Here is an 18701-nt window from a genome sequence, read left to right on the forward strand (position 1 = left end):
GGAGGGTGAGAATTCTACCTAGCTTTTATGATGGCGGAAATAATCCAATTGCTTCTGTTGAGGGCATGAGCAGAGCTGCTTCTTTTTGAACATTTAAATCCAACTCAAAACTAAATGTACTGCCAACTCCAATCTGACTAACAACCTTAATTTCATTGCCCATTTGTTGAACGAGACTCTGACTAATTGCCAAACCTAAACCCGCACCATGGGGCTTCATATTGGCTTTGCATACCTGCTCAAAGGGCAGAAATATTTTGCTCATCTCCGCAGGAGCAATCCCTGCACCTGTATCTGCGATCGCAAATTTAATTAGCCGCCTAGATCTTTCCGATAGACTAACCGAAAAGGTAATTTCGCCAGCTTCAGTAAACTTAATCGCATTGCCGAGCAGATTAAGCAGAACTTGTCTCAATCGTTTCTCATCTACATAGATAATTTCAGGTAAATCTGCTGCAAATTGAGTTGTCAAGGTCAGATTTTTCTGGCTAGCCTTGAGCGACACCATTCCCACCGTAATCTCCAAAAACTCAGATAAGGCGACAATGCTTGACTCTAGTTCGATCTTGTTGGCTTCGATTTTGGAGATGTCAAGCAAATCTTCAATTAGTGCCAACAGATGCTGACTGGACTGAGTAATACAGTCTAGATATTCCTGAGCATTCCCATCAAAAGTGGGATTATCTTGCAGAATTTGCGTGAAGCCCATAATGACATTGAGGGGATTGCGTAATTCATGACTCATATTCCTCAAAAAAGCACTCTTCGCTTGATTGGCAGCCTCGTAGGCAAGCATGGTTTCTGATAGCCTGCGGTTTTTGGTAACCAACTGCTGTTTTTGGAGATTGCGTTCCGTAATATCTTCGATCGCAATCAAAATCATTTTACCAACATTCCCCTGATCAATTGGACAGGCATTGAGCAGCATAGTCCGCCTGCCCAAATTGGTAAAGTCCTGTGTCACCTCATAGTCCTGTACCGAAAGGTCTAACAACAAAATCTCATCTAATAGCGATCGCAATTTCGGTATATTCCAATCGCCATTTCCTAGCGAAAAAATAGAACGCTGTTCGGTTTGGTGCGGATGAACTTGGAAGACTTGATAAAAAGAGCGATTGGCCGTAATCACCTGTAGCTCTGCATTTAGTACCACCAAGGGCTGGCGTAAAGTCTCGATAATTGCCGTCGCATAATTCCGTGACGCTTCTAATTCAAGGGTGTTCCGTTTTATCAGATTAATATCAATCAGACTAATTACGACTCCATCAATGTGATTATCCGTAGTACGATAGGGACGAATTCTCAAACTGAACCAATTGCCAGAATGGTTCTGCACATCTTGCTCATAGGGAATGAGTGTATCAATTACAGAAATTACTAAGTCTCGAATATGGATGACATTGAGGTTCGTTTGAATATCACTGAAGGGTCGCCCGACATCACTAGAGATTAAATTAAACTCTTGTTCTGCCATCGGTGTAAATCGTCTAATTCGTAAATCTCCTGACAGCATCAAAATTGGAATATTCACACTGCTGAGCAGATTTTGCATATCATTATTGATATGGTGCAACTGAATATTACGATTGCGTAATTCATCATTAATCGTACTTAATTCTTCATTCGTAGCTTGAATTTCTTCCTTCGCAGTTTCTAATTCTTCATTAGCACTTTGTAATTCTTCATTACTCGATAAAATCTCTTCCCCAGCTATTTTTAGATCTTGATTATTCGCCTCTTGCGTTTCAATAATCGCTCGCAAATATTCCTTGGTTTTCTCCAATTCATGGGTTAGGCTTGCTATTTCTATATCCGCAACATTGTTTTTATCTTTGCGAGACTTGACTGCTGGGCTAGCAGGGGCTGGCGCTAGCAAAATCGGCATAGGACGACTCTCAAATAGCACTAGAAAATACTGCTCAGCATTGGCTTTCAAGGGAATTACATCCAACTTCACAAGCATATTTTGTGATAACTCAATACCATCTTTAGTGATTGGCAAATCTTGCTCCTTGGCACTGTAGATTGCCGATCGCAATTCGAGGCGTAGCTCTAAACGTGCCATCTTGAGTAGATTCAGACTAGCTTTGCCGGGAGATGGCTCTAAGTAAGGGCTGGTCTTGCCCCGAAACTGTAAAATCTCTAGGTCAGCATTAATCATCACCCCCGCAGGTGCATAGCGACTTAGCACGACCTGATCAGCTAGCTGTTCTAAATTGATTTCCACAGGTGCTTCGCTACGCTTTACTAAATTAGCTGGTTCATTAGTATAGGAGCTTTTTAGAAAGTTAAAACTCATCCGTGATGGTGTAATTTTGCTCTTATAAATACGACTTTTCTTGTCTGCGATCGCAAATAAATCCCCTGAATTGCCAATCCCCTCAGCACTTCCCAACATCAAAAATCCACTAGTATTCAGTGCATAATGGAAGATAGGCATTACCTTTTTTTGAAGAATTGGTTCCAGATAAATCAACATATTGCGGCAACTGATCAGATCCAGTCGGGAAAATGGCGGATCACTCGTCAAGTTTTGTCGCGCAAACACACACAAATCTCTCACTAATTTTCCGATTTGGTAACCACCTTCGACGGGTATAAAAAAGCGGCGCAACCTTTCTGGAGATATATCAATTAGCGCATTTTGAGCATAAATTCCTGCCCTAGCCTTTGCGATCGCAATTTCACTAATATCCGTTGCAAAAATTTGAATTGGATTTTTAATCGGTCGGTCGTCAAAAAACTCTAATAAACTAATTGCCATTGAATATACTTCTTCACCCGTAGCGCAACCAACAACCCAAACTCGAATGGCTACATCGGCAGACTTATTTTGACAAATCGCAGGAAATACTAGTTGTTGAAGAGATTTAAAAGAATCTGGTTCACGAAAGAAACTAGTTACATTAATGAGGATGTCATTGTAGAGTTTTTCAATTTCATGGGGATGCTCTTGTAAATACATAGCATAGGCTTCTACCTGCGTTAGATTTAGTAACCCCATTCTTCGCAAAATTCTACGTCTAATTGTCCCCTTTTTGTAATAGCTAAAATCTGTCCCCATGACTTTTTGCAATAGCCCAAATATGACTTGTAAACTATCGGCACTATCAGCAAATGCTAATTCAATTTGATCAGTCGATTCATAAAGAGTTATCGCAGTATTAGTTTCCTCAACATCCTCAATATTTGTACTTTTGTTCATACTAATATTGACCAACTCTGCGGCAATCTCTACAGGCGGCAGCACAAAATCAACATAGCCCGATGCGATCGCAATCATCGGCATTGTCGGATATTCGGCAGATTTAAGCTCCTGTGCGAAGGTAATCCCCCCCAAGGCCTTAATCGTTCCTAGACCAACTGTGCCATCTTCATTATTGCCCGATAAGATAACTGCAATCGCTCGGTGTCCACAATCAGCGGCAAGGGAGCTAAAAAACCCATCAATAACCATATATTTGCCCCTAACTCGCCGTCGGGGTTCCAGTCTCAATACCCCCTGCTCCAAAGTCATCAGTGTATTTGGGGGAATTATATATACTGAATTTGGTTCAATTTTCACACCCTCAACTGCTTGATTGACAGGCATCGCAGTTGTGTTACTCAGAATTTCACTCAGTTGGCTATCATGCTGGGGCGCTAAATGCTGAATCAGCACAAAACCCATTCCTGTATCGATAGGCAAAGCGCGTAATATCTGTGTAAACACCTCTAATCCCCCCGCTGATGCACCAATTGCGACGATGGGAAATTTGCTTGCTAAATTTTGCTTGGAAGTTACTATTGAGTCAGAGAAACTTGATTTCTTGAAATTCGATTCTGGCTCAGAAACCATTAACTTCTCTTTGTTAACTGATCCTCCCAATACTAACAGACAAAACAAAAAAGAAAAGGGGTGTTATCCACTTTTTAGTCTCATTAAAACAGGAGGAAACAATTTATTTATTTATTGTGTCTTTATAGTTGTTTGCAAATCAAACAAATCATTCAAATCAATCAAATTCCAAGATTAAACTATGAAAATTCAATCTGCTTTAATAGGGATAATTTCGACCATCGCCACATTAGGTAGTATTGCTGCCCCCGTTCATGCTGATGTTCAGACCCGCAACGCCTTTTGCATGTACTTTGCCAATGGTTCTACCCAACCAGACTACGCCATGCCCTGCAAGGTCTCCTCTGATGTTGAAGTTTTTGATGCCGAAATTCTGTGGCAAGATGGTGTGCGTCAATCGTTTCGCAATTATGATGGTGTGGCTTTTACCTATAGAGATGAGCGTGGCGGTCGTGTCTTTAAAAAGCTAGGACTCTACGAGCCAAGTGGCAGATTTGAGACAGTGAGCGATCGCGCTTATCAAATGGAAAATGGCATGGTTTATATATGGTGGAGAAGATAAAATATAGCCATTTCACATTCCTAGATCCAGAGCCATCGAAAAAGTCGTAGATCAATTTGTAGATACAAAAACATGCTAGTAAAAATCTCTCACAAGAAATGACAAAGCCTACGAGTTAGGTTTTGTCATTTTTCTATAATTATCTATTTTTAAGATTTTGAACCCTTTCTAAATCACGCTTCACCTCAAAAATCAGTTCGCGATTTTTCGGATCAGTATTTAAAGCTTTATTGAGATAGATTTCTGCCTCACGGAGTTTACCCACCAAAATTAATTCGCTACTCCAGCGATGGTAAGTAACTGCTTGCCAGTGAATTACCTCTGGAGAGTTGGGAAATCTCTCACTCATTCCTTCAACAACTGCGATCGCAACCACATATTTTTTTTGCTTCAGTAATTCCTGCACGCGCCGCAGCATATCTAATTTCAGCCTTAACTCTGGGTCGCTATTAATCGGATCAACACGATTACTGACCTGCTTCACCTCGATTTTAATTTTAGGATGGGGCTGAGGATTAGCAACAGGAGGTCTAGGGGCTGGCGGTGCAGATTGCGATCGCACTGGTTCCGCAACCTTATTTTTAGTAAATAGCTCCTTACTCAAATCCTGCGTATCCGCATCCTTAAGCATCTTGTAAGCTTCCTGCACTAATCGAAATTTGTCCGTTGTGGCAGGATCATTCTGGTTAACATCAGGGTGATATTTTCGCGCCAAACGACGATAAGCCACCTTAATATCATCTAAGGTCGCATTGCGCGGAACGCCTAAAAGTCGATAGCATTCAGATAAGTGCATGAAATAAGATTTGACTCTCAACAGTCAATAAAAACTTAGCTACTATGGCTTTTTCCGAATTGAGTATTTTCCTGTACCCGTGATCGGCGAGCCTTTATTACCATCAACTAACTTCGTATACTTATTCAACGCATCCTCCTTGGTCGCATGTTCAGAAATAACATGTACCTTGCGACTTCCTGTTAACTCAAGGACAACTTGATACATAAGTAAATGATGGCGAAGACTTAAAACTGTAGGAAATATTTTAGCAAATATACTCCGTTCCCACTCGAGAAATAGCTGTACGCGGCACAGCCACGCACAGCTATTTCTTGGTTTTATAGGTTTATTTCTGGGGTGGAGAGTATACCTAATAAAGCAAAAGAGGCGCGTTGCGCCCCTTTTACTTTGTAGAATTTGCTAGAACTTAACGCTTAGCAGCGAATTTCTTCGTCAATTTGCGTAACCGAATCGATTCAGGAGTGACCTCTAGAATTTCGTCAGGGCCAATGTATTCCAACGCCCGCTCAAGACTCATCTCGATCGGGGCTTGCAACTGCACAATGTCATCAGCACCAGCAGCACGCATGTTGGTGAGCTGCTTACTCTTACATACGTTTAGCTCCATGTCTTGAGGACGATTGTTCTCCCCAATGATCATGCCCTTATAAACCTTGGTGCCGGGTTTAATAAAGAACACACCACGATCTTCTGCGTTCTTCAGTGAGAATTCAGTAGCCACACCTTCCTCAAAAGAGATCAGTACACCGTTACGACGGGCGCTAATTTCGCCAGCCGCAGGACGGTAATCGAGGAAGCTGTGATTCATGATCCCAGCACCACGGGTTGCCCGCATGAAGTCGCCACGGAAGCCAATCAAGCCGCGTGCAGGGACAACAAATTCTAACTGAGAACGTCCAGTCGCCGACATTTGCATATCGATCATTTCGGCTCGACGCTGACCAAGACGCTCAATACAACCACCAACGGCTTCTTCAGGAACATCAAGGACTAGAGCCTCGTATGGTTCGCATTTTTGACCGTTGATTTCGCGGTAAATAACTTGAGGCTGAGTTACTTGGAACTCATAGCCTTCACGACGCATGGTTTCAATCAAAATCCCTAAGTGCAGTTCACCACGTCCAGCTACGGCAAAGCGATCAGGGGACTCAGGATCTTCCGTAACGCGCAAAGCAACGTTAGTTTCTAGTTCACGCAATAGGCGATCGCGGACTTGACGAGTTGTAACTAGCTTGCCTTCTTGACCAACAAAGGGTGAGTCATTGACGCAAAAAGTCATCTGCAAAGTGGGTTCATCCACTTTAATCATTGGCAAAGCTTGAGGCTCATTGGGGCAGGTAATCGTTTCACCGATGTTTGCGGTGGCAAAACCTGAGATTGCAACAATGTTACCTGCGGATGAAGTTTGCATCTCAACCCGCTTCAAACCATCAAATCCCAAAAGCTTGGTGATTTTGCCTTTGGTGAGTGAGCCATCTTCAGAGATCAGAGCAGCCTGTTGTCCAGAGGTAATTGTACCGTTGTGGATTTTACCAATCACAATCCGACCAAGATACTCAGAATAGTCAAGGGTAGTAACTTGCAACTGCAATGGCTTTTCAGGATCGCCAACGGGTGGCGAAACGTGATGCAAGATTGCTTCAAACAAAGGCTTCATATCTTTGCCTTCGTCTTCAAGCTTTTCCTTGGCAAAGCCGCCCATGCCTGAAGCAAATAGATAAGGGAAGTCGCACTGGTCATCATCAGCACCCAGTTCAAGGAACAGATCGAGAACTTTGCTTACAGCAACGTGGGGATCAGCAAATTCGCGATCGATTTTGTTAATAACTACTAGAGGACGCAAACCCTTTTCTAGCGCTTTTTTCAACACAAAGCGAGTCTGGGGCATTGGGCCTTCGTTAGCATCAACGATCAGCAAACAACCCTCAACCATGCCAAGTACACGCTCAACCTCGCCACCAAAGTCTGCGTGTCCAGGAGTATCAACAATATTGATTAGCGTGTCTTTGTAGCGGACGGCAGTATTTTTTGAAAGGATGGTAATGCCGCGCTCACGCTCTAGGTCGTTGGAGTCCATTACGCATTCGACAAGGGCTTCACCTTCGCGAAAAGCGCCTGACTGTCTGAGGAGTGCGTCAACTAGAGTGGTTTTGCCGTGATCGACGTGGGCGATGATGGCAACGTTACGAATGGGAAGAGACATGGGTGATGTATCGAGTTGATCGAAAAACTTATTATTTCTTTATCTATTATGCGTGAGTTTGTCAAAAAACTTTGTATTTCTCAATGCCTATACCAATCATCACCCTAAAAAGCCAGACAATACTAAGTATTGTCTGGCTTTTTTATACAGAGCTTTGCAAAGACCAGAAGGGAATGGCAGGGCTTTATACCGCCACTCCCAAAACTAGAGAGGACTAAGCCCACTTTGTTGCAGCAGGTTAAAGGAGTCTTTAAAAATCATGACGACTCCTAGCCCCAACAAAATTACTAGGCCACCTTGCATAACATTATTTTGTAATTCTTCGGGCAATGGTTTGCCGCCGCGCAATGCTTCGATCATTAAAAATATCAGTTGTCCGCCATCAAGAGCGGGCAAAGGCAAGATATTGATAATCGCTAGATTGATACTGATAATCGCCGTGAAGTCAAACAAAGCCGCCGCATCTGACTTGACTAGCTCAGAGCCCATTGCCACGATTGCAACTGGCCCCGATAGCTGCGAAGCCGTAGTTTGAAAATTTGTAGCCAATTGTTTTAAACCTTGGGCAGTCATTACCACTAGACGCTCAAAACTTTGGGTCGCATTATCAAAGGCTTCGGCTAAATTGTGAACAGCCCGACGGTGGGGCTTACCTGTGAAATCAAGTCTCACTCCAATTTTGCCCTTACCAGCTTCACCAACAGGCAAAATTGGTACTTGTAGTAGTTGATCATCACGCATCACTTGTAAGTCGATACTTTGTTGGGCATTTTTGGCGATTAAAGATTGAAATCGATCAAGGGTGGTCAGACTTGTATCAAATTTTGTGCCATTAGCTGACAAGACAATATCGCCAGATCTTAATCCTGCTAATGCCGCAGGAGCATTTGGCTCAAGAATTTTGGTAATTCTAACTCCCGGCTGATCGACCGTGCCGATGCCAACGCTGAGGGTCATGACTAATAAGACTAAGTACGCGAATACAAAGTTAGCAATTACACCCGCACTGATGACGATGGCTCGATCCATGATCGGGCGATTTTTCATCAAATTAGGATCATCAGAAGGAATATCACTTTCTTCATCGTCATCGGGGAAGCCGACGTAACCACCAAGGGGAATTGCCCGCAGTGCATATTCTGTCTGCTCACCTTGATACTTCCATAGGACTGGACCAAACCCAATCGAAAATCGATTGACATAAATACCCTGCAAACGGGCTGCCATAAAGTGACCGAGTTCATGCACCAAAATCAGAATTGCAAGAACGGCAATAGCAGGCAATGCGGACATAGGCTTCGCTCTAAAAAACTTAGATATTTCAAATTTGAGAGGCAATACATCAAGAATTGCTTAGTTTGCGATCCTAGCATAAGCAAAATGCTTATTGGCGGAGTTAATTGTCTGACAGCTATTGACAAGTAAACACTTTGCACTGCTAGACCAAAACAACATCAGACGCTATGGATATCAAGGTTGTTTGTTTGTTGATGATTGGCATCACAAAAAAGTTATGTTAAGATTAATGTATATAAGTTATAAATTATTGCAATCTTTTAAGTTTTGTTAACCAACTAATAATCACTGTGCGCTGACATGAACAACACAACTCGCATCGCTGCCTCGGTCGGTCGTCTACTACTCGGTTCAGATTCTGCGCCAGTCTCCCTTACCCAAGCTTCACTACTTTTACTCAGAGTTGTCCTTGGCACAGCCATGATCCACAACGGGCTGGACAAATTGGCAGATATTCCTGGCTTTGCCGAAGCCTATGTTGAGGCGATTGGGCTACCATTTCCCATATTTTTTGCATACCTTGCTGCCCTCACTGAAACCCTCGCATCACCTTTACTGATTTTGGGCTTGCTAACTCGACCAGCCGCTTTGGGATTATTCTCGACAATGGTAGTTGCTAACTATCATCACATCTTAATTGGCGGATTTTCGATACCTTCCATCGAGTTATCGTCGATTTACGCTGTGTGTTTTGCGTTCTTCACTGTTTACGGTGGTGGCAAGTATGCGATTGACACATTAATTGCTAATGCTCTATCAAAGTTTTTGACCCCAGCAGCGCAATCTGAAGTTCCAACGCCAGTTACCACAACATCCAACAATTAAGCTTAGCTACTTATAGAAGAAAGCATATAGCTATAAGAAAAACGAGGATAAATTTAACATACCTCGTTTTTCTTATGTGACAAGTCTTTGAAGGTCATTAATGTTAATTTGAGCAGATACTTATAGTTGCAAAGAAAAAGATTTTTAGTATTCTCTGAAAATGGTAGCCTAAGATACTTTTAAGTTACAAATATCCTATTGGAAATAACGATACAGTAAAGCTTTGCACTGATTACAATTTCAAAAGTAAGTGGCTAAGCCTAATTAAAACCCATAGCTAAAACCTGAGACGCACGCTGCGCGTGCACCACAGGTTTTAGAGTTTTATATTTAATTGCACCTAGCTACTTATAGTAATTAATGCTCAATTGCGATCGCAAATCGATAGGCTAACGTAAATATTTTCAAGAATAGTAACTAATTGAAGATGACTACGCTAGAATATGAGCGGATGATTATTTCTTGATCGCATGTTTGTTTTCAGTATTGACAGTTGTTTTCTGTTTCATCTTGACAGGCTTCTTTCCGAAATATCTATCTCTACACATATCTGATTGTTGAACCAAGTATTATGTCTATTTATGTTGGTAACCTCTCTTATGAGGTTACAGAAGATGATTTGAAAGCCGTATTTGCAGAATATGGCAAAATCACTCGTGTTCATTTGCCCATCGACCGTGAATCTGGTCGTCCACGCGGCTTTGCTTTTGTCGAAATGACTGCTGAAACAGAAGAAGATGCAGCCATCGAAGCATTAGACGAAGCAGAATGGATGGGTCGTTCACTAAAGGTGAATAAGGCTAAGCCTCGTGAAAGCTCTGACTCCTTTGGTGGTGGCAGAGGCGGCTTTAAGGGTGGCGGCGGCGGTCGTCGTTACTAATCCATAAAAAAGGAGGGGTGCTTAGCACCCCTCCTTTTTTATGATATGAATTGCTATTGAGCGTTGATGGCTCTTCGCAGAGATGCACCATCACCAATGATGCCTAGATTTTGAATAATTTGATGTTTTCGAGCATCTTCAAGTTTGTTGAGGTCGTTGTAATTAACCCAAGCAATACAATCCACGGGGCAGGTGTCAATTGCTTCTTGGACTAGCTCTTCCTCGTCACCATCTTGGGCAATTACACGCGCCCGACCATATTCCTCTTCTAGAAAGAATGTGCCACGGGCAACATGGGCGCAGTGTCCACAACCAATACAGACAGTTTCATCAACAAATACAGCATTTTGACGCAGGTCGCCACCTAGTTCGGGTTCAAAACCATTGCGATCGCAAAAGTCTGACTCAAAGCTAGTGGGTGTTGCTGTATGTGCTTGCAAATTATCCATTCCAACGCTGAAGCACGAGACGGACTGAGCCATCTTCATAGACTTGTTTTTCGGAGAGGGTAAAACCTTGCTGACTTGATTCACCCATCACTGTTGCGATCGCATACTGCTGCGTCACCTTTCTCAAAAAGCTTTCTACAGTCCAAGGTTGTTGCCAAAACTGCATATCAGCAACTAGGGCATATTCAGAACCATTCCACTGAAAACCGACATCGTAACCATTGTCTTGGGTAATTACCACTTCCGCCGAGGTGGTTGTGCCTTCATGTCCACGCATGGGGGCATCACCAGACTTCCATTTAACACCTAAATCAGTGAGCGCTTTTTGCAAAGGTTCTAGGCTACGGATTTGAGTTTTGATTTGGCTAAAATGTGACATAGGGTTTATCCTGACTACGATCTAAACGGCTAATGGGCAAAAAACTTATATTGCTTTTTAATTGGTTTTTATATTAAATCTGGGAAAACTTGGGAGTTTCTATGTTTATTTACCATTGGCTAAAGCTAGAAGCGTCTATGTCTGAAACTTGGTCAAATTGCGTAGCCGACTGGGATGTAAACTGCTGCTGAGCAAAGTTTTCGGATGTCAACTCGCGATGGGCGACTATTCCTAATTTTGCTTCGATCGCAGCCGTAACCTCAGCACAACTAGAACCGACTATGCCCGTCACGCGCTCTTCGACTCGACCATCTGGGTAAATAATAAATTCCAGAGTTTCCATGCTGGTTCTAGCTATTGAATTAATAGACAGTTTGACGCAAAGTTCCTCTAAACGTCAAGAAGCTAACCTTGGAAAACCAAAAGGCTTTTTAGATGTATGTAATAGAGCGATCGCAATACTTAGCAAGGATTTTCAGCTTTTTGATAACTTATTAAATTTAGTTTAAGTTCTTTGACCTTACCTAAATTACGCGAAGACACTCCTTAAGGCATAGGGCTAATAAAAAAGGCTCTTGCTAAGCAAGAGCCTTTTTTATTAGGTTAATGGAATCGGGCAGAGTCGAACTGCCGTCCGCACTAGCGCCTAACCTCCCAGTCATTCACAGGTTTATCCGATTTGATCCTCACGGAGGGAATTGCTATTTATCTCTAGCAACGAAAGATGCACTGATAAAGTCTTGAGCGCTTAGCCTATCAGAGAAAGCTAAACACAGCATCCGTTGGGGGTTGGAGTGACGTATTTAACGGAGTCATACATCACACCTCGAAACCGAAATTTGGTTCTTAGGCAGCTACAGGAGCGGCTTTACGAGAAAAAGATACAATGTTGTTCGCATGTACTTGTTTGCGCCATTGATTTACGAGAGATAGCACGCTCTCGACCTGCATCAAGGGATAGCTTCTACTAACACGTCGAAACCCTTACGATCCCAATTGCTTTAACTTCGGAATAAGCCTATAAGCAACCTATTTATTGAGGTTGATATTTACTTTATCTTTAGTCAACTTCATCATAGCTCACAAAGCTAGCAGTTGGGGAGAATTGCTTTAAATAAAAATTGTATTAAATGATACAATTATGTATATACCTGTATGGGCATGGAGGTAAATATGAAACCTCGCATATCCTCTGCTTTTATCGTGCTAACTGCGATCGCAACTAGCTTTATGTTTAGTGAATCCGCAGGCGCACAATGTGATCACTATATTGGTCAATCTGTGGGTGGACAATCAGTTGTTGTTGATAGTTGTTCAATTTCTAGAGCTAGCTATCGTAGTGTCGATTTTGTCTATTATCTCGGCGGTGAACGGGTTGATAGTCAAGCTAATTGTGAAGATATGACATGGACGACTTTTCCTGAGCGACAAGTACATCGTCCTCGTTCACAAGCAACAGTAAAGATGCTCGATTACGTTTGTAATTACAACTCTCTACCTGATAATTCCACGAGTTCAGCCTATGTCTTTGCACCTCCATCAAATGTGAGGGTTGCCCCTAATGGCGATGTCCTGTGTGTGGTGAGGTCGCCAATGGCAATTAATACCTATGGTGCGATCGGTAATTGGTACTACACCGATGCCTGTGGATCGATGGGAGTGATTCACGATAGTCAATTGCGCTTTTAGAGGTAGACTGCAAAACTTCTTGCAAACTATAAGTTTCGGTTACAAGGCACAATAATTTTTTAAACCAATTTTCAACCAAGAAAAGCGATCGCAAAAATTGCGATCGCTCTCTTGTTTCTTAGCATATACTTTTATCTATGAAAACCAAAGAATAGATTGACTTAATGCAATCTTAGACATAATCTATATGATCGATAGAAAAAACTATTCACAATGGCGATAACTAATAAAATTCGTTTTGATAACCTGCGTGGCGACATGTTTGGCGGTCTAACCGCAGCGATCGTCTCATTGCCCCTCGCGCTTGCCTTCGGAGTTGCCTCTGGAGCAGGACCAATCGCGGGGTTGTATGGTGCAGTCTGTGTTGGCTTCTTTGCGGCTTTATTCGGTGGTACCCCCACCCTCATTTCTGAACCCACTGGCCCAATGACCGTAGTCATGACCACAATTGTGGCTAGCTTGGTTGCCAAAAATCCTGAAAATGGCTTGGCAATGGCTTTTACCGTAGTCATGATTGCGGGACTATGCCAAATTGTATTTGGTTATTTCAAACTGGGCAAATACATTACCCTGATGCCCTACAGCGTCATTTCTGGCTTTATGTCAGGGATTGGCGTAATTTTGGTGATTTTACAAATTGCCCCATTTTTAGGGCAGGCTCCACCTAAAAATGGCGTTTTAGGGACTTTCTTATCTATTCCTGATTTAATTTCTAAAGCAGCCTCTCCCGATAATCTGCCTGAAGTAATTCTGAGTGTAGTCACCCTCGCAATTATTTTCTTAACTCCTAAAAAAATCAAGAAAGTAGTTCCACCACAATTAATTGCTTTAATTGTCGGTACGGTCATCTCAGTAACTGTCTTTAAGGATGTAACTGGTATTCGTAGAATTAGTGATGTTGGACCAATTCCTGTTGGATTGCCTCAGTTCCGTTTCCCATTCTTTGGTCCGAACGAAATCACTATCATGCTAGTTGATGGCTTCATGCTAGGCATTCTCGGATGTATTGATACTCTGCTAACCGCAGTAGTTGCCGATAGTATCACCCGTACTGAGCATAAATCTGACAAAGAATTAATCGGTCAAGGTATTGCCAATATTGTTTCAGGAATCTGCGGCGGTCTCCCTGGTGCGGGTGCAACTATGGGAACGGTGGTGAATATTCAGACTGGGGCAACTTCCGCTCTTTCTGGTTTGACCCGTGCGTTGGTGTTACTAGTTGTTGTTCTTGGAGCAGCTAAATATACCGAGCCAATCCCCATGGCTGTTCTTGCAGGTATTGCCCTCAAGGTTGGGCTGGATATTCTTGATTGGAGTTTCTTGAAGCGTTCGCACAAAATTTCGGTCAAAGGCTCTTTGATCATGTACGGTGTATTGCTGCTGACTGTATTTGTGGACTTGATTGTTGCGGTTGGTATTGGCGTATTTATTGCCAATATTCTCACGATTGAACGCTTGAGTGAATTGCAATCCACAGAAGTCAAATTAATTTCCGATGCCGATGATGATGCTCGTTTGACCCAAGAGCAGAAGGATTTGCTCGACAAAGCTGGTGGTCGAGTCTTGCTGTTTTATCTCAGTGGCTCCATGATTTTTGGTCTATCCAAGGCGATTGCCCGTGAACACAATGCCATGGGAGAAGCCGATGTCTTGGTTATGGATCTCACCGATGTACCTTCGATGGGCGTAACTGCTTCCCTTGCGATCGAAAATGCGATTCGTGATGCCCATGACAAGGGATTGGAGGTCTATGTAGTTGGAGCCAGTCCGAAGGTGTCGAAGCGTTTAGAAAAGCTTGGTATTTTTGAGTTGATTTCGGTCGCGCATGTCGGTAGCGATCGCACGGAAGCTCTTCGCAATGCTGTGGAACTGGTTCATAGTAAATCTGCATAGTAAGTAGTTAGACAAAATAAAAATCTAAAAACCATGAAGCTGCGCCCCGAAAGAGCGCAGCTTCATGGTTTTTAGATCGAAATTTACTATTCCAACCAAATAATCATAGAGAAAAATCTATGCAAATTAGGATTTATTCCTTGGGTAGTCAATGGATTAATTTACTTAGATTAGCGTAAAGTTAAAAATGTCCAAATAATTTAACAATTACAATTTACAGTTTGGTCTTTCAAAGATTAAGAAATTTCAATCTTCACTAATTTAGGACAGTGCAACAATACTTTCCTAAGTTGAAGACCAAACCTAGCGATATTTTCTGAACTGACAAATAGTGCAATACCTTTTTAGTTCAGGGCTTCTATCTTGATCGCGATCGCCATTTATGTGAAGACAAATTGAAACATAGGAATTGAAGGGTAGCGCAAACCATCGTTTTCTAGTTTTGAATTCTAATAATCATGATTAAGTAGCTAGGCAAAAGAAAAATTAAATCTCAAAAAGCTATAGTGCAGGTTGCTCTTACGCTATGGCATTCTGGGCTTTTGATTTAATTATGCTCATCTACTTACAGCGATAAATCCTTTAAAAAAGAATTCAGTTTATCTATTGCAATAATTCTCGTCAGAGTACACAAAAGGAGGTATTCATGGATTTCTTGTCCATTTTTTTAACAGACTTTGTTAAACAGTTACAATCCCCAACCCTCGGTTTTTTGATTGGTGGAATGATCATTGCTGCGCTTGGTAGTGAGTTAGTAATTCCAGAGTCAATTTGTTCGATTATTGTCTTCATGCTACTCACCAAAATCGGTCTGACTGGTGGCATTGCGATCCGTAATTCCAACCTAACAGAGATGGTCTTGCCCATAATATTTGCGGTGATCGTGGGGATTGTGATTGTATTCATCGCCCGCTATACATTGGCTAAGTTGCCCAAGGTCAAGACCGTGGACGCGATCGCCACGGGTGGTTTGTTTGGCGCGGTGAGTGGTTCCACCATGGCGGCGGCTCTGACCCTCCTCGAAGAAGATAAAATTCCCTACGAAGCATGGGCGGGTGCGCTCTACCCTTTCATGGATATTCCTGCCCTCGTAACAGCGATCGTGGTGGCAAATATCTATCTCAACAAAAAGAAGAAAAATGTTACTGCTTCTGTTTCTACACAGGAAGCTCTAATTAAGCAACCCGTGGCGGCAGGCGATTATCCCGATCAGCAGGACTACCCCACCAGCCGACAGGAGTATCTTAGCCAGAAAGGTGATGCCGATAATCGGGTCAAGATATGGCCAATTATTAAGGAAAGTCTCCAAGGTCCAGCCCTGTCAGCGATGCTGTTAGGTCTTGCTTTAGGAATATTCACCAGACCCGAAAGTGTCTATAAAGGCTTCTATGATCCTGCTTTTCGTGGATTGCTTTCAATCTTAATGTTGGTCATGGGGATGGAAGCTTGGTCAAGGATTGGCGAATTGCGGAAGGTCGCGCAATGGTATGTTGTCTATAGTATTATCGGTCCGTTTTTGCATGGTTTGATTGCTTTCGGTCTTGGCATGATTGCTCACTACACCATGAACTTCAGCTTGGGCGGTGTCGTGATCTTGGCTGTCATTGCCTCCTCTAGCTCAGACATTTCTGGCCCTCCCACCTTGCGAGCAGGGATTCCATCTGCTAATCCTTCCGCTTATATCGGTGCATCTACAGCCATCGGTACGCCAGTGGCAATCGGTATATGTATACCTTTCTTTATCGGTCTAGCCCAAGCGATCGGTGGCAGATAAGTCCAGACGTAGCTCGGTCTGTCGGTGACACCTTAATCGGGCAGACCAGTTAGTTTAAATTTATATATTTTTTAGTTTGATTTACATATTCTAAGGAGATAACCACCATGGCAAAGCAAGCCAACAAGCTAGTCATCGTCACGGAAAAGATTCTATTGAAAAAAATCGCCCATATCATTGAGGAATGTGGGGCGAAAGGATATACGGTGATGGAGACTGGTGGTAAAGGTAGTCGCAATGTACGCTCATCGGGACAACCTCACGTTTCTGATGTTCAATCGAATATAAAGTTCGAGATACTTACCGAAAATCGGGAGATGGCTGAAAATATTGCAGATCAGGTCGCTGTGACATATTTCAATGATTTTGCGGGTATTGCCTATATCTGTAGCGCCGAGGTCTTGTATGGACATAGTTTCTGTGGTCCCGAAGGCTGTTAAATCGAACGGATTTATTTGCAGCCTGTCAAAATAATTTGAACAGGCAAGGGGCTGAAGCCCCTTTTTAAAGCGACTAAAATTTTTCAAGATGAGCAACTTATTACTACAAGATGCCTGACGCATCTTCCGATTGTTATCCCATATTCTTCAAAATGTAACTAGTCGTACTAGAGACATATCACCTAAACCGTAATAATGTGCAGTCTAGGTTTCTTGGATCATCCCTACATAAAAGGACAATAGCCTATGTTTTCGATCACTGCGATCGCCCATCACCTATCTGGATTGAATATCCCACAACCGCTATTGGCAACTGCTGAGTCGGAAAATGCGCCGATTATTCTTTCAGGGGTATTACTTACCCTAGTGATTATTTATCTCGCGAGCAAAGTCGGCAGTGAAATCGCCAAACGCTTGGACTTGCCCCCTGTATTGGGCGAACTAGTTGCAGGTGTGCTTGTTGGTGTATCTGCCCTGCGCTTAGTGATTTTCCCTGAAGGTGGATTTACCGCATCGGATTCTTTGATCATGTCAGGGTTGCAGTTATTAAATAACTTGTCCCCTGAGTCAGTAAATAGCATATTTGCTCAACAAAGCGAAGTTATCTCGGTACTCGCTGAGATAGGCGTAATTATTCTCCTGTTTGAAATTGGCTTAGAGTCAGATATTCGTCAACTCAAGGAAGTGGGTATTCAAGCTTTTGTAGTTGCTTTTATCGGGGTGACGGCTCCCTTTGCCGCAGGCACAATTGGACTGATGTACTTCTTCCATGTTGCAGCAATTCCTGCCATTTTTGCGGGTGCTGCACTCACTGCGACTAGTATTGGCATTACTTCCAAGGTTCTTGCGGAAATTGGGCAACTAAAGTCAAAGGAAGGACAGATTATTGTTGGTGCAGCCGTAATCGATGACGTACTAGGAATTATTGTTTTGGCAGTGGTTGCTAGCTTGGCGAAAACAGGTGAAGTTGATATTACCAACGTGGCAATTTTGCTAGTTAGTGCGATCGCATTTCTGTTTGGTTCTATTCTATTGGGTGGCATTTTCAACAAAACCTTTGTAGCAATAGTTTCTAAACTCAAAACTCGCGGCAACATTGTGATTCCTGCCTTTATCTTTGCCTTCGCAATGGCATTTATCGGCAATGCAATCCATTTAGAAGCGATCTTAGGAGCCTTTGCCGCAGGGTTAGTGCTGGATGAAACTGATGCTCGCAATGAGTTAGATGAATTAATTAAGCCGATTGCGGATTTATTAGTACCGATTTTCTTTGTAACTGTGGGTGCTAGAGCTGATCTCAGTGTGCTGAACCCAATGATTCCTGAAAATCGCAGTGGACTACTGATTGCCGTATTTCTGCTGGTAGTTGCAATTTTAGGCAAGGTGATCACGGGCTGGGTGGTCTTTGGTATACCGAATATCAACCGCTTAGCAATTGGTGTGGGCATGGTTCCCCGTGGCGAAGTCGGTCTAGTATTTGCGGGAATTGGCACTGCTAGCGGTGCGATCGATAAACCTTTAGAAGTGGCGATTATTATCATGGTGATCATGACCACGTTCCTTGCACCTCCATTTTTACGCATTGCCTTTGGCAAAACTGATGAACCGCCAGCAAGTGGGGAATTAGCCAACACGCAAGCATAAAAAAACATAAAAAGAAAAGCGACTCATTGA

15 protein-coding genes and 1 other RNA gene are annotated in these 18701 nt (G+C 42.8%); 8 read left to right on the top strand and 8 right to left on the bottom strand.

The annotated features are described in order from the left end of the window. Positions 1-25: 25 nt before the first annotated feature. Positions 26-3838 carry a chemotaxis protein CheB gene (locus tag H6F41_RS05530; protein WP_190402484.1) on the bottom strand — a complete coding sequence of 1271 codons (3813 nt, stop codon included), beginning with the start codon at positions 3836-3838 and terminating at the stop codon, positions 26-28. A gap of 181 nt (positions 3839-4019) precedes the next feature. Here H6F41_RS05530 and H6F41_RS05535 point away from each other — a divergent pair, with 181 nt between their 5' ends. Next, a complete protein-coding gene (locus H6F41_RS05535) occupies positions 4020-4400 on the top strand; it encodes a hypothetical protein (protein ID WP_190402485.1) in 381 nt (126 codons plus the stop codon). A 139-nt stretch (positions 4401-4539) separates the two neighbouring features. Here the strand turns inward: H6F41_RS05535 and H6F41_RS05540 are convergent, their stop codons facing one another. The 3 genes from H6F41_RS05540 to rseP all read right to left on the bottom strand — a co-directional run bounded on the left by H6F41_RS05540 (position 4540) and on the right by rseP (position 8695). Continuing rightward, entirely contained in the window at positions 4540-5196 is a 657-nt protein-coding gene (locus tag H6F41_RS05540; protein WP_190402486.1) for a J domain-containing protein, read from the bottom strand. Positions 5197-5605: 409 nt separating this feature from the next. Further along, a complete protein-coding gene (gene typA / locus H6F41_RS05545) occupies positions 5606-7402 on the bottom strand; it encodes a translational GTPase TypA (RefSeq protein WP_190402487.1) in 1797 nt (598 codons plus the stop codon). Positions 7403-7606: 204 nt separating this feature from the next. Then, positions 7607-8695 (bottom strand): RIP metalloprotease RseP, encoded by a 1089-nt coding sequence (gene rseP / locus H6F41_RS05550; RefSeq protein WP_190402488.1) that lies wholly within the window; start codon positions 8693-8695, stop codon positions 7607-7609. A 303-nt stretch (positions 8696-8998) separates the two neighbouring features. Between rseP and H6F41_RS05555 the strand changes: the two genes are divergently transcribed. Together H6F41_RS05555 and H6F41_RS05560 are read left to right on the top strand one after the other, a co-directional pair. Continuing rightward, entirely contained in the window at positions 8999-9523 is a 525-nt protein-coding gene (locus H6F41_RS05555; RefSeq protein ID WP_190402489.1) for a DoxX family protein, read from the top strand. Between the two features lie 571 nt (positions 9524-10094). Then, positions 10095-10403, top strand: coding sequence for an RNA recognition motif domain-containing protein (locus tag H6F41_RS05560; RefSeq protein ID WP_190402490.1), 309 nt, complete (start codon positions 10095-10097; stop codon positions 10401-10403). 53 nt (positions 10404-10456) lie between these two features. Here H6F41_RS05560 and H6F41_RS05565 read toward each other — a convergent pair whose 3' ends face one another. The 4 genes from H6F41_RS05565 to ssrA all read right to left on the bottom strand — a co-directional run bounded on the left by H6F41_RS05565 (position 10457) and on the right by ssrA (position 12225). Then, positions 10457-10852 (bottom strand): ferredoxin, encoded by a 396-nt coding sequence (locus H6F41_RS05565; RefSeq protein ID WP_190402491.1) that lies wholly within the window; start codon positions 10850-10852, stop codon positions 10457-10459. After that, positions 10845-11231 (bottom strand): DUF1257 domain-containing protein, encoded by a 387-nt coding sequence (locus H6F41_RS05570; protein ID WP_190402492.1) that lies wholly within the window; start codon positions 11229-11231, stop codon positions 10845-10847. Before H6F41_RS05570 ends, H6F41_RS05565 begins: the two co-directional genes overlap by 8 nt. Positions 11232-11340: 109 nt before the next feature. Beyond that, on the bottom strand, positions 11341-11574 hold the full coding sequence (locus H6F41_RS05575) for a DUF2997 domain-containing protein (RefSeq protein ID WP_190402493.1): 234 nt from the start codon (positions 11572-11574) through the stop codon (positions 11341-11343). 261 nt (positions 11575-11835) lie between these two features. Continuing rightward, positions 11836-12225: a transfer-messenger RNA gene (gene ssrA / locus H6F41_RS05580) on the bottom strand. Between the two features lie 179 nt (positions 12226-12404). On the opposite strand from ssrA, the gene H6F41_RS05585 reads away from it, so the two are divergent. From H6F41_RS05585 to H6F41_RS05605, 5 genes are all read left to right on the top strand, one after another. Beyond that, positions 12405-12920, top strand: coding sequence for a hypothetical protein (locus H6F41_RS05585; protein ID WP_190402494.1), 516 nt, complete (start codon positions 12405-12407; stop codon positions 12918-12920). A gap of 213 nt (positions 12921-13133) precedes the next feature. Beyond that, on the top strand, positions 13134-14813 hold the full coding sequence (gene bicA / locus H6F41_RS05590) for a bicarbonate transporter BicA (protein WP_190402495.1): 1680 nt from the start codon (positions 13134-13136) through the stop codon (positions 14811-14813). A 646-nt stretch (positions 14814-15459) separates the two neighbouring features. Further along, on the top strand, positions 15460-16587 hold the full coding sequence (locus H6F41_RS05595) for a sodium-dependent bicarbonate transport family permease (protein ID WP_190402496.1): 1128 nt from the start codon (positions 15460-15462) through the stop codon (positions 16585-16587). A gap of 107 nt (positions 16588-16694) precedes the next feature. Then, the gene (locus H6F41_RS05600) at positions 16695-17027 is read left to right on the top strand and encodes a P-II family nitrogen regulator (RefSeq protein WP_190402497.1); all 333 of its coding nucleotides are present in this window, start codon (positions 16695-16697) and stop codon (positions 17025-17027) included. Positions 17028-17273: 246 nt separating this feature from the next. Further along, positions 17274-18671: a cation:proton antiporter gene (locus tag H6F41_RS05605; RefSeq protein WP_190402498.1), complete on the top strand. Its 1398-nt coding sequence runs from the start codon at positions 17274-17276 to the stop codon at positions 18669-18671. The last annotated feature ends 30 nt before the right edge of the window (positions 18672-18701 follow it).

The organism is Pseudanabaena mucicola FACHB-723 (assembly GCF_014696385.1).
In the GTDB taxonomy this organism is placed as follows: Bacteria; Cyanobacteriota; Cyanobacteriia; order Pseudanabaenales; family Pseudanabaenaceae; genus Pseudanabaena.